This is a genomic window from Macrococcus hajekii (assembly GCF_004359505.1).
Taxonomy (GTDB): domain Bacteria; phylum Bacillota; class Bacilli; order Staphylococcales; family Staphylococcaceae; genus Macrococcus; species Macrococcus hajekii.
In genome coordinates this window covers 75,623-99,579 of record NZ_SCWE01000003.1, presented here as the reverse complement: position 1 = coordinate 99,579, position 23,957 = coordinate 75,623, and the positions used below count along the sequence as shown (strand labels likewise).

Sequence of the window (23,957 nt, the reverse complement as noted above, 5' to 3'; positions counted from 1 at the left end):
AACAAAAACATTTAAATTTTTTTAGACGCCTTTTTGATTACTCCATAGAAGAGTGTGTAACTGGGGTGTAACATACACATTATTCATCTCATCATCCGCCATGACGCGGTCAATCAATGCTTCATATCGGTGCAGTAATTTCTCTGTATGGTTATCGACGCTATCATCCAGATAAGGATTACCGACCTGAATGTAGAACGGGAGCTGAGGATAACAGTGATGAATCTTTTTTGCAAACTGATAATCTGTTTCTTCAAAAACCACGACTTTCAAATTGATTTTATCGGTATCGAGTTGACTGATGATGTCGTCCAGCTTATCCAAGTCCTGATTCATAGTTGAAGAAGGGGGCTTAGGACTGATTGTCAGTTGGTCGATACGATTCATCCAGTCCTGATATTTCGATCCTTGTGTTTCAAGTGCAACCTGACAGCCTTCAAGATGAAGGAGGTCGATCAATTGACCTAAATCTTTGATTAATGCGGGATTGCCGCCTGATAATGTCACGTGATTAAATGACTGACCTCCCGCAGCGCGGAGTTCACCGTAAATTTCTTCAGCTGTCATCATCCGTATCTCATCTTTCATCGTGCCGTCCCATGTAAACTTGGAATCGCACCAGCTGCATCTGAAATCGCAGCCTGCTGTACGGACAAACATCGTTTTGCGGCCGATAACAATACCTTCCCCTTGTATAGTGGGACCGAATATCTCCATAACAGGAATCATTTTGCACCTCTATAAACGACGTAGCTAGTCGGCGTTTCTCTTAAAAAAACTTGCAGACATTGTGGCTGATTTGGCAATGTATTCAGATGAGACTGCACAAGTTCGTGAATGAGCTCAGCCATCTTTTCAGTAGACGGTATCCGTCCTGCAAGTTCTGGCAGTTCATTCAGCAATTGATGATCAAAGCGACCGTGAATCAGTTGCTTCAGTTCACTGAAATTGATCAGGAAGCCCAGCTCATCAAGTTCATTGCCTCCGATGGTAAGATTAAGGAAATAGGTGTGACCGTGAACACGTGCACACGCTCCTGCTCGTTCATCAGGAATATAGTGAGCACTTGAAAAGTTCATGTCCTTATTCAGTTCAAATATATAATTATGAGGAACTTGGGGATAAAGTTGTGGAATCATCTGGCACCTCTTTCTGTAAGATAAGCTTTAAGTCCTGCATTTCTAAGTTTGCAGCTTGGACACTCACCGCAGCCATCTGTCATGATACCCTCATAGCAGGTCAGTGTATTATTTCTGATATAATCAAGTTGACCGAGCGAATCAGCAAGCGCCCAAGTCTGTTTTTTATCAAGCCACATGAGTGGGGTATGGATAACGAAATCCTGGTCCATTGACAGATTGATAGTCACGTTCAAGGATTTAATGAAGATATCGCGACAGTCCGGATAACCGGAGAAGTCGGTTTCGCAGACACCTGTAATGATATGTTTTGCTTCTATCTGATAGGCTAGTGCCGCTGCAAAACTCATGAACAGTAAATTACGGGCAGGAACGAACGTATTGGGTATCTCATCGTCTTCAATCTGCATATGGTGATCTGTTAGGGCATTGGGCGCCAGTTGTGACAATAGAGACATATCAAGAACGTGATGTTTTAATCCTTGTTCTTTTGCGATGGACTTTGCAACTTTAATTTCCAGCGCATGTCGTTGACCATAGTTAAAGGTAACGAGTTCGACTTCATCGTAATGTTCCAGTGCATGAAATAGACAAGTCGTACTATCCTGGCCGCCACTGAAGACAACGAGAGCTTTATTACTTTTTAAATTCATATTTATCATCCTTTTCAATAAAAAAAGACACCTTTACCCTAGCAAGATGTCTGACTAGTTTTTTATAGAGGGTATGCGCTAGGAACCTCTTATTCAATTCGTTACTCATTGTAGCAGAAAAAAAGCTATACTAAAAGAAATAAATTAATGCGACGGAGTGAACTCATGTTTTTAATGATAGATCATTATGATTCATTTACCTATAATATTGTTCATTATATAGAAGGGATGAACGAAAGTATCATCGTGCGACAACCTCATCAACTGTCGACTGAAGACATCCGTGAAATGCAGCCGGAAGGAATTCTTCTATCTCCGGGACCGGGACACCCGGTAGATGCGACCCTTACGCTTGAAGTCATCCGGACATTTGCGGGACAGATTCCGATACTGGGTATCTGCTTAGGGTTTCAGACGATTGTCACTGCATTTGGAGGTAAAGTGGAAAAAAGGCAGCCGGTCCATGGTCATACAGCGTCTATCCATCATGACGGTAAAGGAATCTATATGAATTTGAAGTCACCACTGAATGTCGCACGTTATCATTCACTGCAGGCAACCGAATTGCCTGACTGTCTCGAGGTTTCCGCGACTGCGGATGATATCATAATGGCAATCAGACATCGCGATTATTTAATAGAAGGTGTGCAATATCATCCTGAGTCTATATTGACTGAAGAAGGACATGCGCAATTTCAACAATTTATGAGGATGTGTAGACGATGAGAGCATGTATACAATTTAAAGAGGTGGGTACACTTTACTTTGCAAACCCACTTGAAGTGCTGACTGCTTACACATTGGAGGAAGTTGAAAATGTCATTCATGAAGCGGAGAAGAGAAGTGCATCGTGTTTTGTTGTCGGTTATTTAAATTATGAAGCGGCACGGGCATTTTCATCATTGATGAAAGTAAAAGACAGCAGTTGTTATGCGAAGTTTTATGTGTTTAATGAAACAGTTGGACCGTTCGCACATGTCGCGCTTGATACACCTATTAAATTCGCTTTCACAGAAACAAAAGAAAAAATTGAGAATGATATACGCTATATTCAGGAAAGAATTCGTCAAGGTGATACTTATCAGGTGAATTATACGACAAGATTAAAAGCGGAAGCGGATATCGACGCTTATGCACTTTACTGCAAGTTGACTGAAATGAGCAATGGTGATTACTGTGCCTTTATTGAAGATGAGGATCACGCCATCATCAGTATATCGCCGGAGCTGTTCTTTAAATATGATAAAACGAGCAGCGTTATTCAGACTAAACCTATGAAAGGGACACTCAGTCGTCACGTTGATCCTGAGGTCGATGAAGCACATTATCTCCAGCTAAAAGCGTCCAAAAAAGATCAGGCGGAAAATGTGATGATTGTTGATTTACTGCGCAATGATTTGAGTAGAATAGCAAGAAAAAATTCAGTGCATGTCCCAGCGTTATTCGATATTGAGAAATATCCGACTGTTTTTCAGATGACATCAACGGTAGAAGCACTAATTGAACCGGCGTATGGTTTATTTGATATATTAAAGGCACTTTTCCCGTGTGGTTCTATTACAGGTGCTCCAAAAATCAGTACAATGTCTATCATCGATGAACTGGAGACACATCGCGGCATCTACTGTGGTACTATCGGAATAATGACACCAGATATCGCCGTTTTTAATGTACCGATTCGAACAATCGAAAAACAAGGCAGAAAGATGGTCTATGGTGTAGGTGGCGGTATCACAATTGACTCAGAGGCGGAACTCGAATTTGAAGAGATGGTGATGAAAACAAGGATACTGAGACAGCTGGCGTCATATCAGGATTTTCATCTCATTGAAACGATGCGAGTAGATAGTGAAGGAATACGACGTAAAAACTTTCATCTGCGTCGCCTGCTGAATAGTCTGGCACAGTTTGATTTTATATATAATGAAGACTTGTTGAATCATTTATTCACAAAACGAGGAGAAGGCTGTTATCGACTAGCTGTTTATGATGGGTATATATCGGCAGAAGAACGAACACTGCCGGAAACTCAGTTACAGCAGGCAGTATTGCTGCCCATGGGCAAGAGTGAGCACATCTGGCGTCAGCATAAAACCTCTCATCGTCAACACTATAAAACAGAAGAGGGGTACCTTGCCCTCTATTATGATGGAGATCAGAAAATAATTGAATTCAATATCGGTAACGTTGTATACGCTTATCAAGGTCAATTATATACACCAGCAACTGATTTACAGCTGCCTGGCTGTATGCAGGCAGCGCTGCTCGCACAAAATAAAATAGCACGCCGGGAATTATACGTTGAAGAATTGCATGAAATCGAGTCTATCTGGATGATCAACTCGTTAAGAGAATGGGTGCCGATTGAAATTCAACAACAAAACATGGAAAAGTTTTGTATAAAAGCGTAAAATAGATATCAACATCTTACTTGAGAGCGATAGGAGAACATTATGATTATCACCTTATTACTTATCATCGGTTTAAGCGTCTGGATTTATTATTGCAATCAGAGCGTTATTGCCATGCTGAAATCAGGCAACAAGAAGAATGCCTTGATATGGCTTTATACAGCTATGTTTTCTGCTGTGCTTATTGTCGGTGTCATTATTTACAGCATGAGAGAAGAATTGATGAGTCTTCTTAACATGTTCTATCATCATTAAGATAAACAGTTGCAGCTTATTCTGAATAAAGAGAGGTTTCTTTATGATCTTTGAACAGTCAGGTTTATATACGACTCTGCAAACAGCAAAAAATGATCGATTATCCCATACAATAGCGAATGCATTAGTAGGCAATGAATATGATGTACCTACTTTTGAAATGGCTGTTGTACCTGCCGCTATTTATTTTGAAGAACAGACCCTTATTGCGCTTGCAGGTGCGGACTATCATGCATATACTTCAGAGCGGGATGTTGAAATGTACAAACCTTACTTGATCAATAAGGGCGAAACACTACATTTCAGACGTGCAGCTAAAGGGACAAGGGTTTATCTTGCAGTCGGTGGAGGAGTCATTGAAGATGTGAGGGATCAACCAATCGAAACAGGTGCGGTCTTTAAACTCGCTCATCACTATAGTGATATACAGAAAAAACTGATACATCGCCTGATGGTGGATCACGCATGTCCATGGGGTGTGGATTATTATTCACTTTCCAGGGTTTATTACTCGGATATATTTCATATACGTCCAGGTGCAGCAATCGACATACCGGATGATGAAGTATTTGAAGTGACACGCTTTTTAAGTCGGGGAAGTTATGTCATTGAAGGGACAGCTATTTATGATAGAGAACGTCCAACTGCGCAGCTGGAACCGGGTTCTATTCAGGTGACAGCCAATCAAAAGCTGCGTATTGTTCTTGAGCATACAGAGGGGCAGCAGGCGGTGGCGCAAGTGGCACCTTATCACTTCTCTAAACTTGTACAGAAACGACCGGGTTCTAAATTAATCTTCAAAAATGTGAGCGAGGAAGAATATGAACAGCGTTATGCTTCATATGAAAACTGGCTTAAAAGCCTGTTGATGCATCTTTCCTATAAACTTAAATCTTATGTTGATGTCTAATATCAGAATATGGACAAAAATAGTTCACATATTACACAAAAAATAGCGAGTCTGCTATTTTTTATTTGCTTCCGAAGACGTAAAGAGTTAAATTAGTATATTGAAGCGATGAATATTAAATTTGAAATAAGAACATTAATTTTATGTAAATTAACGATTGAACTGCAACAAGAATGGGGTTGGAATATGAATGATTAAAAAGAATAAAATAACGATTTTTGTCTTCTTCCTGATGATGGTCCTGACTGTATCACTGAAGACTTATTTTGCGTATTATGTTGACTTGTCACTCGGAGTCAAAGGGATCGTCCAGAATTTGATTCTGTTATTGAATCCCTACAGTTTAATTGCACTGGTACTAAGTGCGTTACTGTTTTTTAAAGGCAAAAAAGGATTCTGGTTTATTTTTACAGGCGGGACGCTATTAACGATACTTCTTTATAGCAACGTCGTCTACTTCAGATTTTTCTCTGACTTCCTGACTTTCAGTACATTGAACCAAGTCAGCAATGTCGAATCTATGTCCGGCGCATTATGGAGTTCTTTCCAGTGGTATGATTTCGTTTATTTCCTGGATACTGTTTTCTATCTGATTTTACTAACAGTGAAAAGAGATGCGCTATCTCTGAAATCCTTTAAACGTAAATTTGTACCCGTATTGATGGGTGCATCTATCGCTTTATTCTTTATCAACCTGGCATTCGCTGAAATGGATCGTCCTGAACTGTTAACACGTACATTCGACCATAAATATTTAGTGAAATATTTAGGACCTTATAACTTTACTATTTATGATGGTGTTAAAACGATTCAGAATAATCAGCAGAAAGCGATGGCTAGCGCTGATGACCTGACACGCCTGCAATCCTATACAAAAACGAAATATGCAGAGCCGAACAAGCAGTACTTTGGCATTGCTAAAGAAAAGAATATTATTAAAATTCATCTTGAAAGCTTTCAAACAGTGATGATCGGTAAGAAAGTAAATGGTAAGGAAGTTACACCTTTCCTGAACCAGCTGGCAACCGGCAATCAAGATTTCATCTATTATAATAACTTCTTCCATTCAACAGGACAGGGCAAAACAAGTGATGCCGAACTCGCAATGGATAACAGTATGTATGGTTTGCAGCAAGGATCTGCATTCTCATTAAAAAGTGATAATACCTTCCAGTCACTACCCGCTATCCTGAATCAAAAACAGAACTATTCGACTTCAGTGATGCATGGTGATTACAAAACATTCTGGAATCGTGATCAGATTTATAAACGTTTCGGTATCAACAAATTTTATGATGCAACGTATTACGATATGAGAGAAGAGAATCTAGAAAACTTAGGTCTTAAAGATAAAGAATTCTTCAAGGAATCGATTCCTTATCTAAAAGCTGAGAAACAGCCTTTCTATTCTCACCTTATTACACTGACGAATCATTATCCATTTACGCTTACACCTGAAGATGCCACAATAGAATCTCCTAATACGGGTGATAAAACAGTTGATGGCTATATCCAGACAGCACGCTATTTAGATGAATCAGTTAAACAGTTCATTTCTGATCTTAAAAAAGAAGGTCTCTATGATAATTCAGTGATTATGATTTACGGTGATCACTACGGTATCTCAGAAAATCATAATGAAGGCATGGGCAAATTCCTCGGTGAAAATATTACTCCCGTTAACTTTATGGATTTACAGCGTACAGGTCTTTTCCTGAAAGTACCAGGCATAAAAGGGCATGTTGATTCAACATATGCGAGTCAGATTGATGTTATGCCGACGATTCTTCATCTAGTGGGAATCGATGCAAAACCTTACGTGATATTCGGGACTGATTTACTGTCTCAGAAACATAATCAGACAGTTATTTTCCGCAACGGTGACTATATTACACCGACGTTTAAATCCGTTAATGGCACGGTGTATGATAATGTAACGAATGAACCTGTAAAAGATAAGCAAATATTAGAACAGGCTGCGAAAATCAAAAATACAGTCACAACAGAACTGGAAATGTCTGATAGTCTGATGAACGGTGATTTACTTCGTTTCTATGACAATAAAGACTTCAAAAAAGTGAATCCTGCAGATTTTCAATATAAGAACGGGACGGTAAGCCCGACTAAATAAGAAAAAACCTTTAAAGCTAATCGCTTTAAAGGTTTTTTTGTCTAGCCGAGAGATACATCGAGTATCATCATAATAGTAAAACCGACCATTAATCCGAGTGTTGCGAGATCTGTGTTTTCACCGGATTGTGATTCTGGAATCAATTCTTCGACCACTACGAAAATCATAGCGCCCGCTGCAAATGCAAGTGCGTAGGGCAGTAGTGGGGTAACGAGAAGAATAGCAGCGGCACCAATAACCGCAAAAATAGGTTCGACGAGTGCTGATGCCTGTCCGAAATTAAAAGCCTGCCATTTTGATTTACCATCCCCATGTATCGGAAGACTGAGTGCGGTGCCTTCAGGGATATTCTGAATACCGATTCCGATTGCAAGCCCGACCGCTGCCATCAGTGCTCCTTCACCTGTTGCATGACCGATTGCACCAAAGGCAACGCCTAATGCAAGTCCCTCTGGTATATTATGAAGTGTGATGGCCAGCAGTAGTAAAGTGGATTTCTTTAAGTTGCTTTTACGGCCCTCAGTTTGATGACCAGGTGATGCATGGGCATGCATATGAGGAATGACGACATCCAGTCCTCTAATGAAGAAACCCCCGAGTAGGAAGCCGGTAGCGGCAGGCATCCAGGCAATCTGTCCTGCCTTTTCGCTGAATTCAAGTGCAGGTGCAAGGAGAGACCAGAACGAGGCAGCGATCATGACGCCCGCTGCGAAACCTTGCATCGTATTTAGTAATTTGTTGTTAACGGTCCGGACGAGGAAGACGACCGCTGCTCCAAGAGCGGTCATACTCCAGGTGAAGAGACCTGCAATTAATGCTTGATATACATGTGATAACTCACTGAACCATTCGAACATAGTGCCTCCTTATCAGTAAAAGTGTATAATATAATAATGAATTTTGACAATATCAATATCATATCACATTTATCAGAAAGAGGTTACTGATGGAAGCATATAAGATAGAGAATTTAGCAAAGCAATATGGTGACAAAACGATATTTGATCAGGTTAACTTGAGCATCTCAGAAGGTGAGAAGATCGCACTCGTCGGTATCAATGGAACAGGCAAAAGTGCGCTCCTTAAAGCTATATCTGAAATTGAACCGCATAACGGTATTGTCACACATCCGAACGGCTTCAAAATCAGTTATGCAGCTCAGGATCCGGTTCTTGAACTGGATAAGAATGCCTTGCAGAATGTTCTCGATACTAATAGTCCAGTCGTCAGACTGCTGATGGATTACGAACGTGTACTGCAGCAGATGTCTACTGAGATGACAGAGCATATCATGACTGAATTCAACACTTTGCAGGAGCAGATCGAAGCGGTAGACGGTTTCAGCTACCAGGCAGAGGCTAAAACTATTTTGACAAAACTAGGTATTATGAATCATGAACAACCCCTACAGGCTATGAGCGGGGGGCAGCAGAAGCGTGTTGCCTTAGCCAGAACATTATTATCTAAACCTGACCTTCTTCTGCTGGATGAGCCGACCAACCATTTGGACTTTGAGTCTATCGCATGGCTTATTCAATTTATTAGAAGTTATCCGAAAGCCGTTCTGACTGTGACACACGACCGTTTCTTTCTGAATGAAGTGACTGACCGCATTATCGAACTGAGAAATGGCAGATTACATCATTACACAGGCAACTATGATGCTTATATTGCCCAGAAAGCTGAAGAGGAACTGACAGCAGAACGTGTGCAGCATAAAGAAAAACAGCTCTATAAACAGGAACTTGCCTGGATGAGAAAAGGGGCTAAAGCGAGAACAACGAAACAGCAGGCACGTATTGACCGTTTTAAGTCTATAGAAGAAAAAGTTGGAGAGCATCAGACGAAGGATCAGATGTCTATTGACTTGAATCATCAACGTCTGGGAAAACAAGTCTTTGAACTAGATCATATCGGCATCAGTCTAGGAGACCGTCAATTGTTTTCAGACTTCTCTACTATTGTCCAGACGACAGACAGAATTGGTATCGTCGGTGAGAATGGAAGCGGCAAATCAACGCTCCTCAATATACTGAGTGAAAATCTGATTGATTACGAAGGAACAGTGAAAATTGGTCAGACAGTGAAAATTGGCTACTATAAACAGGCGAACAGCAAAATGAATGAAAATATGCGAGTGATTGATTTTCTGCGCGAAAAAGCTGAGGAAGCCACTCAGAAAGATGGCACTAAGATTTCAGTGACCCAGTTACTTGAACGTTTCTTGTTTCCATCCTGTACGCACGGCACATTGATTCATAGACTATCAGGTGGCGAGAAAAAGCGCCTTTATCTTCTCAGCATCCTGATAGAGGGGCCGAATGTGCTGTTACTCGATGAACCGACCAATGATCTTGATACAGAGACATTGACGATTCTTGAACAGTACTTATCGGAATTCAGCGGGGCAGTATTGACAGTGAGTCATGACCGTTATTTTCTTGATAAGGTAGTGAATAAATACTGGTATCTCACTGATATGACGATTCAGCAGATTCTTGGCGATTTTGAAGATTACCTGGGTTATAAAAAGGCGATGCAGGTCTCACCTGTAAAGGAAACAGCTGTTAAAGAAGTGAGAACACAGACGAGAGTGAGTTATAACGATAAACGACGTTTCAAGGCGCTGGGAGAAGAAATCGAACAGCTGGAGCAGCAAATGGAAGAGACAGACCGTAAGCTGGCAGCAGAGACGACAAATTATGAGCGTTTGAATGAACTGACAGCAGAACGGGACAGTCTGAATACGCGATATGAAGAGGCTTTTATAGAGTGGAGCGAACTCGCAGAACGGATGGAGTAGAATGAAGCTGGAACAGATTTTACAGAAATATTATGGTTTTCAGGAATTCAGAATAGGACAGAGAGCACTGATTGAGTATGCAACGCAAGGGCAGTCATCATTAGGTATATTGCCGACAGGTGGCGGGAAATCTATCTGTTATCAAGTATCTGGTATTGCCCTGGGTGGACTGACACTCGTCATCAGTCCGCTGATTTCACTGATGAAGGACCAGGTAGACGCACTGACAGCAGCCGGCATTAAAGCAGCTTATTTAAATAGTCAGCAGAAAGCAGCGGAGTCGCGTGCTGTTGAAGCAGGGCTGTTGAATGGAGAGTATCGTTTTCTGTATGTTGCACCAGAACGGTTCGAACAGAATCATTTTAGAAATCTGTTAGCGCGACTTGATATCAGGCTTATCGCTTTTGATGAAGCACACTGTATTTCTAAATGGGGACATGACTTCAGACCGAGCTACCGACAAGTCGTCGGACAAGTGATGCATTTCGGTGCGCCGTGCATGGCAGTAACAGCGACTGCAACAGTAGATGTCAGAAATGATATTCAGACACTGCTGCATATCCCGGATCACTATGTCGTTGAGACCAGTATTAAAAGAGAGAATTTAGCTTTTAATGTTGATCCGACGTTTCAGAAGGATAAAATGGTCAGACGTTATATTAAGGAACATATTCAGGATTCAGGGATTATTTACGTATCGACACGTAAGCAGGTAGAGGCATTAGGAGAGCAGTTCAGTGATTATGGCATTAAACATACCATCTATCATGCGGGTCTGCCGGCAGATACCAGAGAACAGAATCAGAGTGATTTCGTAAATGATAACTGTCCAGTCATGATTGCAACGAATGCTTTCGGGATGGGGATTGATAAATCCAATGTCAGATATGTTATTCACTACAATTTACCTCAGGATCTGGAATCGTATTATCAGGAAGCAGGCCGTGCAGGTCGGGATGGACTGCCGAGTGAGTGCATTCTGTTGTTCAGTGAACAGGATATTCGACTTCAGCAGTTCTTCATCGGTAATACAGCTGATGAGTCTATTCAGGAAAAGAAAAAAGAGAAGCTGGAAAAAATGGTGCAGTATACGAAGACTACTCAATGTCTGCAAGGAACGCTGATCAATTATTTTAATCCGGCAGAACATTTAGAACCATGCGGCAGATGTACGAATTGTCTTAAAGAAGCGGATTATGATATGACAACAGAAGCTAAAAAACTATTGAGCTGTCTACTGCGTATGAAGACAGCTGTAAGTAAAAGTGTGTTGACTAAAGTGATAAGAGGAGAGAACTTTCCTCATCATGACTATTCGCATCTAAGTACATTCGGGCTCATGAAGGAATATGAATCGAAAGATATTCATGGGTTTATCGATACACTGCTGTTCAATGGCTATGTGGATGAATATGAGGGCAAACTGAGCGCTCATGAAAGTGCAAAGGACATTTTATTTGATGAAGTCAAACTGATGACGCATTATCATCCTGTTCGTTATAATGAGCGGGTCACTATTCACACATTAGTGGAAATGGATGAAATGTTGTTCGAAAAATTAAAAGAAGTAAGAAAAGAACTAGCCGAGTCGATGAAGATTCCACCTTTCACTATTTTCTCGGATCATACATTGACATTATTCGCTCAGAAACAGCCCATTTCAAAGCAGGAGATGTTTCAAATAGAAGGTGTCGGTGCCTATAAACTTAAGCATTACTGTCCTAAGTTTATTGAAGCGATAAAAAGATATCAGACCCCGGTTTAATGGATACTAATGAGGCTATTATGATAGAGAGGTGAAGGCATGATAAAATTTGATGATGTTTCTAAAATTTACGGTAAGAAAGCAGCAGTTGATCATATTTCATTTGAAGTAAAAGAAGGCGAATTTTTCGTGTTGATCGGTCCGTCAGGATGCGGTAAGACCACGACATTAAAAATGATTAACCGTCTTATTCCTTTATCGAGCGGCTATATTTATTTTAAAGGTCATCCTATCAGTAACTACAAACTGGATGAGATGCGCTGGGATATCGGATATGTCCTGCAGCAGATTGCGCTATTTCCACATATGACTGTGCGCGATAATATCGCTCAAGTACCGATGATGAAAAAATGGAAGACTAATATGATTGATGATAAAATCAATCGTTTGCTTGATATGGTCGGATTGCCGCATGAACAGTTCAGAAATCGTTATCCGTCTGAATTATCAGGTGGACAACAGCAGCGTATCGGTGTGATTAGAGCACTTGCAGCAGATCCACCTGTTATTCTGATGGATGAGCCGTTCAGTGCACTGGATCCGATCAGTCGTGAGAAACTGCAGGATGATTTATTAGCCTTACAGTCTGAGATCAATAAGACTATTATTTTTGTTACACATGACATTAATGAAGCATTTAAACTGGGTGACCGTGTCTGTCTGATGAATCAAGGCAGAATTGAACAGATTGGAACGCCTAAAGAATTTATTGAAACACCAAATAATGATTTTGTTCAATCATTTATTGGTAACGCATCTATTGAACGGACAGCGGCAGAATGTGCAGTTGATTTACCTTATGATGCACGATTCCCGTCTGTGGCAGCTAGAACATCTGTCAGTGAGCTCTATCAGCTGCTCGCTGAACATGAACAGCTGAATGTAGTGGATAAGGATTACATAGGTGCAATGACGCGTTCGTCCGTCTTTGAGATGCTCGGGAAAGGCGGTAAAATCTAATGAAAGAATTTATCTCAACATTTCAGTCACGTCAGGGAGAGCTCTGGTCAGCACTCATTGAACACATTCAGATATCATTTATTGCGTTACTGATTGCTATGTTTATTGCAGTACCTCTTGGTATACTGCTGACGCGAAGAGAGAAAATTGCGGAACCTATCATTAATATAGCGGCTGTTATGCAGACGATTCCTTCTCTTGCACTGCTTGGTCTGATGATTCCTCTATTTGGGATTGGTCGTGTACCTGCTATCATCGCACTAGTCATCTATGCCCTGCTGCCGATTCTGCGTAATACTTATACAGGGATCAAAGAAGTGGACCCTTCACTGAAAGAAGCAGCAAGCGGTATTGGAATGAATCCTTTTCGTAGATTGACACGTGTGGAATTGCCCCTTGCTATGCCCGTTATTATGGCTGGTATTCGTACAGCAATGGTGCTTATTATTGGTACAGCTACATTAGCAGCTTTTATTGGTGCTGGTGGTCTGGGAGATTTAATCTTACTAGGTATTGACCGCAATAATATGTCCCTCATTTTACTAGGTGCGATTCCTGCAGCTATACTTGCTATTTTCTTCGATGTGCTGCTGCGCTATATGCAGAATTTGTCTTATAAGAAAATTGGACTGGTGCTCGGTGCTATATTTTTATTTGCCTTATTGATGTCTATTATTCCTTTATTCTCAAAAGATAAAGGACAGATTGAACTGGCTGGTAAACTAGGTACGGAGCCTGAGATTATTACGCACATGTATAAACAGCTGATCGAGGACCGGACAGATGTCACTGTAGAAGTACAGCCGGGTCTTGGTAAAACATCATTTTTATTCAATGCGCTTAAATCAGGAGAAATTGACGGGTATCTTGAATTTACAGGAACTGTTCTAGGAGAGCTGGTAAAAGAAACACCTAAAGGGAACACGGAGGAAGCGGTTTATCAGCAGGCAAAAGAAAGCATTGCTCGTCAGTATGATATGGCACTTCTTGATCCTATGAAATACAACAATACGTACGCGCTTGCTGTCAAGCGGTCATATGCTGAGGAACATGGTCTGAAAACAATCTCTGACCTTAAAAAGGTTGAAGATAAAGTAAGAGCAGGGTTTACACTTGAGTTCAATGACCGTGAAGATGGTTATAAGGGCGTTCAGAAGAAATATGGCATTCAATTATCGAATGTGAAAACAATGGAACCGAAAATTCGCTATCAGGCGATTGAAAGTAATAAACTGGATTTAATTGATGCATATTCAACAGATGCTGAACTGAAAAAATATGATATGGTCGTGCTGCAGGATGATCAGAATCTGTTTCCACCTTATCAAGGAGCACCGTTACTGAAGAAAGAGACGGTAGAAAAATATCCTGAAGTAGCAGATGCTCTGAATGAGTTGTCTGGACATATTACAGATGAAGAAATGCAGCAGATGAACTATGATGTAGCTTATAAGAAAAAGAAAGCGGCTGATGTCGCGCATGATTATTTAAAGAAACAGCAACTGATTAAATAGAAGCGGGTTCGTTATGAAGAAAAGACTTGCAGAGCTCAATATCTATCAGCCGGGAAAAATGGCTGATGTTCTTAAAAGAGAGTTGAGCATCGAAGGTGACATGATGAAGTTATCCTCATTTCAGAGAAGAAGAGCTGATGGTATTTCTTGATCAAGTAGGCGACTGTTGTTCTTGATGAAGCATATGTAGAATATGTAACAGCTGCAGATTATCCTGACTCTATAAAATTAAGAGAGCGTTATCATAATATTAATCGTACTACGGACATTCTCTAAGGCATGACGAATTTCGTTTATATTAAAGAAGTGGATAGTATGAAACTGAATCATTATCTGCTTCAGTCAGATATTATTGCAAGATCTATGCCAGGAGGCGTCAAAGTAACAATTGGCAGCCATGACCAGAATACAGTTGTTATAGACAGTCTGGAACAATATTTCAAGGAGGCAGATTAAATGAGAGAAACGATTGCAATCGATATGGATGAAGTACTCGCTGATACACTAAAAAAGGTTATTTTTAAATTTAATGAGGCGTCCGGAGAGAAGGTGACAGCTGAAGAACTGCAAGGTGTGAAATTACGGGATATTCACCCTCAGCATGTTGATCACCTGTCAAATCTACTACTGGACCGCAGTTTTTTCAGAGATCTTGAAGTATTTCCGGATGCTGTGCGTGTCGTTAAACGTCTAACAGAATCGTATGATGTTTACATTGCAACAGCAGCAATGGATGTACCCACTTCATTCGATGCTAAATACGAATGGCTGCTTGAGCACTTTCCATTCCTTGATCCACAGCATTTTATTTTCTGTGGAGATAAAGGTATTGTCGGCACAGACTATCTGATTGACGATAATCCGAAGCAACTGGCTGCTTTTAAAGGAAAAGGGATTATGTTTAATGCCGCACATAACATCAATGAAGAAGGCTTTGACCGCGTTCATAGCTGGCAGGAAGTTGAAGATTATTTCTTCGGCACTCACTCATAGTGAAAAGGGGATGGCACATGATGTGCCATCCCCTTTTGAGTTATAGTTGGTCAGGTCCTGCGAATAAACGGAGCCTTTTATTCAGAATTTCAATATTTACAGGTGTCTTTAAATCGATTTCTCCGTCGACATCGACTTCCATCTCTCGCTTCGTATGAATCTGCATCGTTGTTCCTTCAAGATGTTCGACATTCTTGCTGATAGAGTTCCAGTTATCAGTCGTTTTTTCTTTGACCATCTCCGTGAAGATTTTAATGCCGCCGTTCTTGAAAATAAAAGCATGCATTTTCCCGTCATCTGGAATGAGTTCCTTCAGCGGAATGCGGTTGCCTCCGACAAATTTCCCGTTAGCAACGACGATCATAGAAGCGGTGCCTGTGCTTTTTTCACCATCGACTGTCAGTTCATAATCAAAGAAAGTCGGATCTGTAACTGTCTTCAGTGTTGAGAAAAGATAGCTGAATTTCCCGAACTTACTTTTATGTTCATCAACGACAGCTTCAGAATTTTCTACTATCAGTCCCATTCCGATAAAATTAAGCACAAAGCGGTCATTTGCCTTCATCACATCTATATGTCTGACATGACCTTCTACCAGTACTTGAACTGCCTCAACAGGTGTAGGCGGTAGATTCAATGTTTTAGTGAAATCGTTAAATGTACCTCCTGGCAGAATGCCGATCGGTAGGTTTAAATTTGCTTCCAGTACACCATTCACCAGCTCGTGAACGGTCCCATCGCCACCTAATATAAAAAGAACATCATAATCTTTTTGTTCTTCTTTGATAGTATGGCAGTATTTTCTGATATCACCTTCTGCATCACTTCTATATATCACTAGTTCTTTACAGATTTTAAGCAGATGGGCTGTAACGCCTCCCAGTTCTGCGTGAACATCACCTTGACCCGCTGCGTCATGATAGAAGAGTATACCTTTATTGAAACTAATCATATAGACACCTCACTTTCACATCTATTTTACCCATTTTAATTAAAAAAACACGTCCACTTCATGGACGTGTAAGTTAATGAATCCCTTCCATTTTACGTGTTACCCATTTATTCATGAAGAGCAGAATAATGAATAGAACGATGGCAATACCACCAATAAAACCGAAGTAGTTGGTATAGCCGAGTGGCTCTACTAATTTGACCAGCTGTGCATTGATCGCCTGTGCTGAAGCATTTGTTAGGAACCAGAGACTCAGCATCTGAGAGCTGAACGCTTCAGGTGCTAATTTTACTGATACAGATGAACCGGTCGGTGATAAACAAAGCTCACCGATAACACAGAGGAAGAATGACAGTACCAGCCATAAAGGATTATATAAACTGTCTGAACTTGTTAAGGCAGGAATGAGCATGATCAGAAATGATACACCTGCGAATAATAAACCAAGTGCGAACTTAATAGGTGTAGATGGGTTATACTTGCCAAGTTTAGACCATAAAGCTGAAATAAAAGGTGCTAATAGTACGATAAAGAATGGATTGATAGACTGGAACCATGCTGCAGGAACGATGAAATCAAAACCATATAATTTATTCAGATCAAGCTGAGTATGTTCTTTAGCAAAGATACTCAGTACGTTAGCACCTTGTTCCTGGATTGACCAGAACATTACACCTGCAATAAAGAGAGGTACATAAGCAAGTAGTCTGGATTTTTCTGTTGCAGTGACATCTTTACTTGTATACATTGTACGGAAATAGATGATGGGCAGTAAGACACCTAATACTGTTACAACGATTGAAAAAGTACCGAATGTCAGAATACCTGTCATATAGGTGATGACAAGGACAGCGATTAACACAATAAGAGATGTTGTGATTACTTTCTTATACTTCGCTTTTTCTTCAGTGTTCAGAGGATGGCTTGGTTCAAGACCGACAAGCCCGAGCGAACGCTTCTGGAAGATGATATATGCGAGTAATGCAAGTGCCATACCGATAGCTGCTGCTAAAAAGCCGATATGGTAATTATAATTCTTCTGCAGTGCGCCGACGATAAATGGTGCAGCAAGTGCGCCCATATTGACGGACATATAGAAGATAACAAACCCTGCATCCATGCGATTATCACTCTTGTGGTAAAGACCGCCTACAACGTTTGAAATATTCGGTTTCATAAGGCCCGAACCGACAATAATTAAAAACATTGAAGCCAGGAATGCTGGAATACCAAATGGCAGACTCATGGCAATATGACCCGCCATAATGAGTACAGCTCCGTACATCAGTGAACGTCTTGAACCAAGTACCCGGTCAGCAAGCCAGCCCCCGACGATGCCTGTCATAAAGATAAGTGCGCCGTACATCGAGGCAATACTTGCAGCGGTTGTCTGTTCCATTCCCAGTCCGCCATTGACGATCTTGTCGTACATATAGTAGACGAGGATGGCTCTCATACCGTAGTAACTGAAACGTTCCCAGAATTCTACGAAGAAGAGAATACCTAATCCTTTTGGATGGCCAAAGAATCCTGTGTGCGGTACACTGTTGACCATCTCTTCTCTAGTGTGTTTCATTGATACAACTCCTGTCTGTTTGATTTAATATTATTGTATAGATGTCAACATAAAAGAACAATAGTTGTTTAAAAAGTTGGAATTTTCAAATTACTTAAATAGATGCAAATAAAAAGAGCACTCAAAAATGAGTGCTCTATGTTTAAGCTTAGTGAATGCCTTGCATCAGTTTTTTTATGAAAGGACTGATGAGCATTATGAGGATACCTAGACCAATGGCAATAGCGCCAAAATAACCGAAGTAATGTGTAGAGTCAATGGTTGTGTAAATATTGACTAACTGAGCATTCAAGCCTTGGGCCATTGTGTTAGATAAGAACCAGATACTCATCATCTGCGCAGTGAATGCCTGTGGTGCAAGCTTAGTTGTTGTTGATAATCCGACAGGAGACAGACACAGCTCCGCCACAGTGACAAGGAAGAAGCTAAGAACAAGCCAGAATGGATTGATCAATGCGTTTCCTGACATCAACGGTAAAATCATAACAAGGAAACTTGAACCTGCAAGCATTAATGCGATACCGAATTTAATAACAGTCGGTGGGTTGAAGCGGCCGAGTCGAATCCATAACGAAGCGACAAAAGGTGCAAGTGTCACAATGAACAGTGGGTTCAGTGACTGGAACCATGCGGCTGGAATTGTAAAGTCAATCAGACCATTTGTGACGACATTTAAATCAAGCTGCGTACGCTTGTCAGAGAAGCTGGCCAGTACTGTCGCACCTTGTTCCTGAATCATCCAGAACATCACTGAAGCTAGAAATAATGGAATATAGGCGAGTAGACGTGATTTCTCAACTTTAGTTGTCTTATGTGATAAGAACATCGTTATAAAATAAATAACGGGCAGCACAACACCTAGAATAGAAATAGTTAAACTGAGTGACTGCAAATTCAGCATGTTCAGAACGTTCAAAATCATAATGTAAATGATGATTGCAACGAACAGTAAACCGACGTAAAGCCATGTCTTTTTGCGTGTTTCAGCTGTAATCGGATTCGGAACACTGAGACCTGAAAGACCCAGTGTCTTTTTAGCAGTCAGTATATAGATTACGAGACCGATAAACATTCCTATTGCAGCAGCAGCGAAACCGGCATGGAAGCTAAAACGAGTCTGCAACCAGCCGACAAGAAGAGGTGACAGAAAAGCACCTAAGTTAATAGACATGACAAACAAGGTAAATGCAGAATCTACTTTTGAATCATTCTTTAAATAAAGTTCACCGACATTTGATGAAATATTCGGCTTTAATAAACCGGTACCGATAATTAGAAAGAATAATGCAAATAAAAATACGGTGAAATTATTAGGTAGTGATAACAAAATATGACCAATCATTATTAAAACAGCGCCGATTAGGATCGAATGTCGGGTACCGAGCAGTCTATCTGCTACCCAGCCGCCGATGATACCACTCATATAGATTAAGGCACCATAAATAGAAACGATCTGCAGTGCCGTACTTTCCTCAAGACCAAAACCGCCCTTGGATGTTTCATAATACAGATAGAATGCCAGAATCGCACGCATACCATAGTAACTGAAACGTTCCCAGAATTCTGTGATCATCAGGGTGAACAACCCTTTCGGATGCCCAAAGAAACCTGTCCGCGGCATACTATTGACGATTTCTTCGCGTGAATGTTGTGCCAAACTTAATTTTCCTCTCTTATATAAAAAATAAAAACAATGTATTAAATATACACTGTTTTTAATTCTCTGACAATTTTATGTTAGCGATTAGTAATAGTTTCAGGGTATAAATCATGATTCATCAGACGATAATGTGCCATTTCTGCATATTTTGAATCGGGTCTACCATAATTCGTATAAGGATCAATTGAAATGCCTCCACGTGGCGTGAATTTACCCCATACTTCAATGTAGTGAGGATCCATCAGATCGATTAAATCATTCATAATAATATTCATGCAGTCCTCGTGAAAGTCTCCATGATTACGGAAACTGAATAGGTAAAGTTTCAATGATTTCGATTCTACCATTTTAATGTGAGGGATATAGCTGATATAGATGGTGGCAAAATCAGGCTGACCGGTAATTGGACAAAGACTGGTGAATTCCGGACAATTGAATTTAACGAAATAATCGCGACCCGGATGTTTATTGTCGAATGACTCAAGGACAGAAGGGTCATATTCATATAAGTATTTATTATTTTGATTGCCGAGTAGTGTAATATCCTGAAGTTCATCGTTGGAACGTGACATAATAATGCCTCCTTTTTTTAATCGTTCTGATACTACTACAAAGTGATGGATTACTCAAGCTTTGTTTTTTGGAACATATAGTAACTGGCACTGAAGACAATGATATAACCGAGGAAACTCATCATATCAGGCACTTGTCTGAATAAGAGAAAGCTGATGATTGCACTGAAGAAGACGGTCGCATAGAAAAAGATGGAAATATCTTTTGCAGGTGCAAACTGATAAGCTATCGTAATACCGAATTGTCCAACCGTTGCGAATATGCCGGACAGAAGCAGATAAATTGTCTGTGCCGTCGTCATCGGTGCATATTGAAAAATAACAAACGGCAGGAGTACGACTGTTGAGAAGAAAGAAAAATAGAATACAGTCGTATAGAACTTCTCACGCTGTCCGAGGATGCGTAATGTTGTATAAGCGCAGCCGGCGAAAAAGGCGCCTGCCACGCCGATTAGCGCAATCGTCATATCACTCGAAAAACTAGGTTTGATGATGAAGAGTGAGCCTAAAAAGGCGATGATGATGGCGATAACCTGATAGCTGCGAATTCTTTCTTTAAGAAAGAGTGCACAGAGTAAGATAGTAAAGAAGGGACTGAGCTTATTCAGCATATCGGCGTCACTCAGCACCATGCGATCAATTGTAATGTAATTCAAAACAACACCTAACAGCCCGAATGAGCTTCTTGCGATCAACAGTGGCTGATTTTTCAGTTGACCAAAGAGTCTCTCTTTATTTTTGAACACAAAATAAAGAGGAATCACCATGCCCACCAAATTACGGAAAAATGTTTTCTGCAAGACAGGAATGTCACCTGACAGTTTAACAAAAGCACCCATCAGACTGAAGCCAAGTGAAGCAATGAGAAGAGAAAAGATGCCTTTTTGTAAATGGTTCATCTTTAACAACCTTTCTATAATGAATAATTCATTTTAACACACTGCCTATTTTAGAGAAGAAATCTGATTTACCGTGTCACTAAAATGTAATAATTTCTGAAAGCTAGGTGGGGCAACGAGTTAAGAATCTTAGTTAAAAGTCAAGATTCTAAATATATTTTTTTATGGGTATAATCGATTGAAATGGCGAACAAACGTGCTATAATATTTCATATATCTTGTGGTCTAACGTGAATTCAAACACAATATGTTGTGTTTTATTCTTTAATGGTCAAGAAAACGCTTTTTTACATATGGAGTGATAAAAGTGAAGATAATCTACTATTCGCTCACTGGCAATGTGAGACGTTTCTTACAGAAATCAAAGTTTGAAGGTGAGTCACTGCTTGAGACACAGACAGTCGATGAGCCTTTTATTATGGTGACAGGCACAATAGGATTCGGAGAAGTGCCGGATGCTGTGCGTCATTTTCTGAACAGACACGCCTATTATTTAGCAGGTGTAGCGAGCAGTGGGAACCGTAACTGGGGGCAGAATTTTGCAAAATCAGGTGACTTGATTGCGGCAGAATATCATGTACCCTTGCTGATGAAGTTCGAACTTCATGGCAACCCAAGCGATGTACAATTATTTAATGAAAAGGTGGATGAATTGAATGAAAGTCTTAGACGACAAACAGTATAATCACATTGAACTGAATAACCAGGTGACAAAGCGCCGTGCGGATGGTTTCTTTGATATTGAGAAAGACCAGGAAGCACTTGCTGTCTACCTTGAAGAAGTTGAAGCAAAGACGATTCATTTTGATTCACCACTAGAGCGTCTGCATTATTTAGTAGACCATCATTTTTACTATAATTTATTTGAAGTTTACTCAGAAGAAGCACTGACTGAAATTATCGCTTCTGCTGAAGAACTGCCTTTTCAATTTGCGAGTTATATGTCAGCAAGTAAATTCTTCAAAGATTATTCATTGAAGACGAACGATAAGAAGCAATATTTAGAAGACTATAAGCAGCATGTCGTGATTGTCAGTCTTTATCTGGCTAAAGGGGATGCAGAAAAAGCTAAAGAACTGATCAATGCAATGGTTGAACAGCGTTATCAGCCTGCCACACCCACATTCCTAAATGCGGGGCGTGCACGTCGAGGTGAACTTGTGTCATGTTTCCTGCTTGAAGTCGATGATTCACTCAATTCAATCAACTATATCGATTCTACAGCTAAACAATTATCTAAAATTGGTGGCGGTGTTGCGATCAATTTATCTAAACTACGCGCTCGTGGTGAAGCGATTAAAGGTATTAAAGGTGTCGCTAAGGGTGTCTTACCTGTTGCTAAAGCACTTGAAGGGGGCTTCAGTTACGCCGATCAATTAGGTCAGCGTCCGGGTGCCGGTGCAGTATATCTAAATATTTTCCATTACGATGTACTTGAATTTTTAGATACGAAGAAAGTGAATGCGGATGAAGACTTACGTCTGTCAACTATCTCGACAGGTCTGATTGTACCTTCTAAGTTCTTCGATCTGGCGAAAGAAGGGAAAGATTTCTACATGTTCGCACCTCATACAGTTGAGGCGGAGTATGGTCAGACATTAGATGATATTAATCTGGATGAGATGTATGATGAAATGATTAAAAATCCGAATATCATGAAGAAATCAAAAGATGCGCGTGAAATGTTGAACACGATTGCACAGACACAGCTGCAGTCAGGTTATCCTTATTTGATGTTTAAAGATAATGCCAATAAAGTGCACGCGAACAGTGATATCGGTCAGATTAAGATGAGTAACCTTTGTACGGAAATCTTCCAGTTACAGGAGACATCTGTTATTAATGATTATGGCACTGAAGATGAAATTAAACGTGATATTTCCTGTAACTTAGGTTCGCTCAATATCGTCAATGTGATGGAATCAGGTAAAGTAAAAGAATCTGTACATATCGGTATGGATGCTTTGACGACAGTCAGTGATGAAGCGGATATCAAAAATGCACCAGGTGTAGCAAAGGCAAACCGTGAGCTTCATTCAGTCGGTCTCGGTGTCATGAATCTGCATGGTTATTTAGCGAAGAATAAGATTGCCTATGAATCAGATGAAGCAAAAGATTTTGTGAATACATTCTTTATGATGCTGAACTTCTATTCTATTGAGCGTTCGATGGAAATTGCTAAGGAGCGTCAGGAAGTATATGCTGACTTCGACAAATCTGATTACAAATCAGGCAAGTATTTTGAGCGTTATATCAATGAAAGTTTTGCACCGAAATCAGATAAGGTTCTAGCTTTATTTGACAACATTCACATCCCGAACGAAGAAGACTGGCAGGACTTAAGCGACAAAGTAAAAGAACATGGTCTGTTCCATGCTTATCGTCTTGCGATTGCGCCGACACAAAGCATTTCATATGTGCAGAATGCGACAAGTTCAGTGATGCCGATTGTTGATCAGATTGAACGTCGTACTTACGGAAATGCTGAGACATTCTATCCGATGCCGTTCCTGTCTCCTGAGACAATGTGGTTCTATAAATCAGCATTCAGTACGGATCAGATGAAACTGATCGATCTGGTCGCCGTGATTCAGCAGCATATCGACCAAGGTATCTCAACGATTCTGTTTGTGAACTCGGAGATCTCAACACGTGAACTGTCACGTCTATATGTCTACGCACACCATAAAGGACTGAAATCACTTTACTATACACGTAATAAATTACTCAGCGTTGAAGAATGTACGAGCTGTGCGATTTAATT

At 40.4% G+C, this 23,957-nt stretch carries 23 protein-coding genes and 1 pseudogene; 15 read left to right on the top strand and 9 right to left on the bottom strand.

Annotation, left to right across the window (positions count from 1 at the left end):
- Positions 1-21: 21 nt before the first annotated feature.
- The 3 genes from queE to queC are packed head-to-tail and all read right to left on the bottom strand — an operon-like array spanning position 22 to position 1,801.
- Positions 22-729: a 7-carboxy-7-deazaguanine synthase QueE gene (queE, locus tag ERX37_RS08460; protein WP_133430236.1), complete on the bottom strand. Its 708-nt coding sequence runs from the start codon at positions 727-729 to the stop codon at positions 22-24.
- Positions 726-1,139 (bottom strand): 6-pyruvoyl trahydropterin synthase family protein, encoded by a 414-nt coding sequence (locus ERX37_RS08455; RefSeq protein ID WP_133430235.1) that lies wholly within the window; start codon positions 1,137-1,139, stop codon positions 726-728. The genes queE and ERX37_RS08455 overlap by 4 nt, the downstream gene beginning before the upstream one ends.
- Positions 1,136-1,801, bottom strand: a complete 666-nt coding sequence (queC, locus tag ERX37_RS08450; protein ID WP_133430364.1) for a 7-cyano-7-deazaguanine synthase QueC — start codon at positions 1,799-1,801, stop codon at positions 1,136-1,138. The genes ERX37_RS08455 and queC overlap by 4 nt, the downstream gene beginning before the upstream one ends.
- Before the next feature lie 156 nt (positions 1,802-1,957).
- On the opposite strand from queC, the gene ERX37_RS08445 reads away from it, so the two are divergent.
- The 5 genes from ERX37_RS08445 to ltaS all read left to right on the top strand — a co-directional run bounded on the left by ERX37_RS08445 (position 1,958) and on the right by ltaS (position 7,499).
- Positions 1,958-2,518 carry an anthranilate synthase component II gene (locus ERX37_RS08445; protein WP_133430234.1) on the top strand — a complete coding sequence of 187 codons (561 nt, stop codon included), beginning with the start codon at positions 1,958-1,960 and terminating at the stop codon, positions 2,516-2,518.
- Positions 2,515-4,203 carry an aminodeoxychorismate synthase component I gene (gene pabB / locus ERX37_RS08440; RefSeq protein WP_133430233.1) on the top strand — a complete coding sequence of 563 codons (1,689 nt, stop codon included), beginning with the start codon at positions 2,515-2,517 and terminating at the stop codon, positions 4,201-4,203. Before ERX37_RS08445 ends, pabB begins: the two co-directional genes overlap by 4 nt.
- A 42-nt stretch (positions 4,204-4,245) precedes the next feature.
- Positions 4,246-4,458, top strand: coding sequence for a hypothetical protein (locus ERX37_RS08435; protein ID WP_133430232.1), 213 nt, complete (start codon positions 4,246-4,248; stop codon positions 4,456-4,458).
- A gap of 43 nt (positions 4,459-4,501) precedes the next feature.
- The gene (locus ERX37_RS08430; protein WP_133430231.1) at positions 4,502-5,368 is read left to right on the top strand and encodes a 5-oxoprolinase subunit C family protein; all 867 of its coding nucleotides are present in this window, start codon (positions 4,502-4,504) and stop codon (positions 5,366-5,368) included.
- Between the two features lie 190 nt (positions 5,369-5,558).
- Positions 5,559-7,499: a polyglycerol-phosphate lipoteichoic acid synthase LtaS gene (gene ltaS, locus ERX37_RS08425; protein ID WP_133430230.1), complete on the top strand. Its 1,941-nt coding sequence runs from the start codon at positions 5,559-5,561 to the stop codon at positions 7,497-7,499.
- A 41-nt stretch (positions 7,500-7,540) separates the two neighbouring features.
- On the opposite strand, the gene ERX37_RS08420 is transcribed toward ltaS, so the two are convergent.
- Positions 7,541-8,356: a ZIP family metal transporter gene (locus tag ERX37_RS08420; RefSeq protein WP_133430229.1), complete on the bottom strand. Its 816-nt coding sequence runs from the start codon at positions 8,354-8,356 to the stop codon at positions 7,541-7,543.
- Positions 8,357-8,445: 89 nt separating this feature from the next.
- Between ERX37_RS08420 and ERX37_RS08415 the strand changes: the two genes are divergently transcribed.
- From ERX37_RS08415 to ERX37_RS08390, 8 genes and pseudogenes are all read left to right on the top strand, one after another.
- Positions 8,446-10,302, top strand: coding sequence for an ABC-F family ATP-binding cassette domain-containing protein (locus tag ERX37_RS08415; RefSeq protein ID WP_133430228.1), 1,857 nt, complete (start codon positions 8,446-8,448; stop codon positions 10,300-10,302).
- A 7-nt stretch (positions 10,303-10,309) separates the two neighbouring features.
- Positions 10,310-12,067: a DNA helicase RecQ gene (recQ, locus tag ERX37_RS08410; protein WP_133430363.1), complete on the top strand. Its 1,758-nt coding sequence runs from the start codon at positions 10,310-10,312 to the stop codon at positions 12,065-12,067.
- Between the two features lie 39 nt (positions 12,068-12,106).
- The gene (locus ERX37_RS08405; protein ID WP_133430227.1) at positions 12,107-13,027 is read left to right on the top strand and encodes an ABC transporter ATP-binding protein; all 921 of its coding nucleotides are present in this window, start codon (positions 12,107-12,109) and stop codon (positions 13,025-13,027) included.
- Positions 13,027-14,541 carry an ABC transporter permease/substrate-binding protein gene (locus ERX37_RS08400; RefSeq protein WP_133430226.1) on the top strand — a complete coding sequence of 505 codons (1,515 nt, stop codon included), beginning with the start codon at positions 13,027-13,029 and terminating at the stop codon, positions 14,539-14,541. Before ERX37_RS08405 ends, ERX37_RS08400 begins: the two co-directional genes overlap by 1 nt.
- Before the next feature lie 13 nt (positions 14,542-14,554).
- Positions 14,555-14,692, top strand: coding sequence for a hypothetical protein (locus ERX37_RS11440; RefSeq protein WP_165982011.1), 138 nt, complete (start codon positions 14,555-14,557; stop codon positions 14,690-14,692).
- Between the two features lie 14 nt (positions 14,693-14,706).
- A pseudogene (locus tag ERX37_RS11790) lies at positions 14,707-14,821 on the top strand (aminotransferase class I/II-fold pyridoxal phosphate-dependent enzyme); the annotation flags it as partial.
- A 35-nt stretch (positions 14,822-14,856) separates the two neighbouring features.
- Complete coding sequence (locus ERX37_RS11435) at positions 14,857-14,997, top strand: hypothetical protein (protein WP_165982010.1); 141 nt, start codon at positions 14,857-14,859, stop codon at positions 14,995-14,997.
- Positions 14,998-15,534 carry a 5' nucleotidase, NT5C type gene (locus tag ERX37_RS08390; RefSeq protein ID WP_133430225.1) on the top strand — a complete coding sequence of 179 codons (537 nt, stop codon included), beginning with the start codon at positions 14,998-15,000 and terminating at the stop codon, positions 15,532-15,534. It abuts the gene before it with no gap.
- Positions 15,535-15,574: 40 nt separating this feature from the next.
- Here ERX37_RS08390 and ERX37_RS08385 read toward each other — a convergent pair whose 3' ends face one another.
- The 5 genes from ERX37_RS08385 to ERX37_RS08365 form a co-directional block, all read right to left on the bottom strand.
- Positions 15,575-16,486, bottom strand: a complete 912-nt coding sequence (locus ERX37_RS08385) for a diacylglycerol/lipid kinase family protein (protein WP_133430224.1) — start codon at positions 16,484-16,486, stop codon at positions 15,575-15,577.
- Between the two features lie 73 nt (positions 16,487-16,559).
- Positions 16,560-18,062 (bottom strand): peptide MFS transporter, encoded by a 1,503-nt coding sequence (locus ERX37_RS08380; RefSeq protein ID WP_133430223.1) that lies wholly within the window; start codon positions 18,060-18,062, stop codon positions 16,560-16,562.
- A gap of 148 nt (positions 18,063-18,210) precedes the next feature.
- Positions 18,211-19,683: a peptide MFS transporter gene (locus tag ERX37_RS08375; RefSeq protein ID WP_133430362.1), complete on the bottom strand. Its 1,473-nt coding sequence runs from the start codon at positions 19,681-19,683 to the stop codon at positions 18,211-18,213.
- 116 nt (positions 19,684-19,799) lie between these two features.
- Positions 19,800-20,294 (bottom strand): preQ(1) synthase, encoded by a 495-nt coding sequence (gene queF / locus ERX37_RS08370; RefSeq protein WP_133430222.1) that lies wholly within the window; start codon positions 20,292-20,294, stop codon positions 19,800-19,802.
- A 50-nt stretch (positions 20,295-20,344) separates the two neighbouring features.
- Positions 20,345-21,193: a DMT family transporter gene (locus tag ERX37_RS08365; RefSeq protein WP_133430221.1), complete on the bottom strand. Its 849-nt coding sequence runs from the start codon at positions 21,191-21,193 to the stop codon at positions 20,345-20,347.
- Between the two features lie 307 nt (positions 21,194-21,500).
- Here ERX37_RS08365 and nrdI point away from each other — a divergent pair, with 307 nt between their 5' ends.
- Both nrdI and nrdE read left to right on the top strand, forming a co-directional pair.
- Positions 21,501-21,878 (top strand): class Ib ribonucleoside-diphosphate reductase assembly flavoprotein NrdI, encoded by a 378-nt coding sequence (gene nrdI / locus ERX37_RS08360; protein WP_133430220.1) that lies wholly within the window; start codon positions 21,501-21,503, stop codon positions 21,876-21,878.
- Complete coding sequence (gene nrdE, locus ERX37_RS08355; RefSeq protein WP_133430219.1) at positions 21,850-23,955, top strand: class 1b ribonucleoside-diphosphate reductase subunit alpha; 2,106 nt, start codon at positions 21,850-21,852, stop codon at positions 23,953-23,955. Before nrdI ends, nrdE begins: the two co-directional genes overlap by 29 nt.
- The last annotated feature ends 2 nt before the right edge of the window (positions 23,956-23,957 follow it).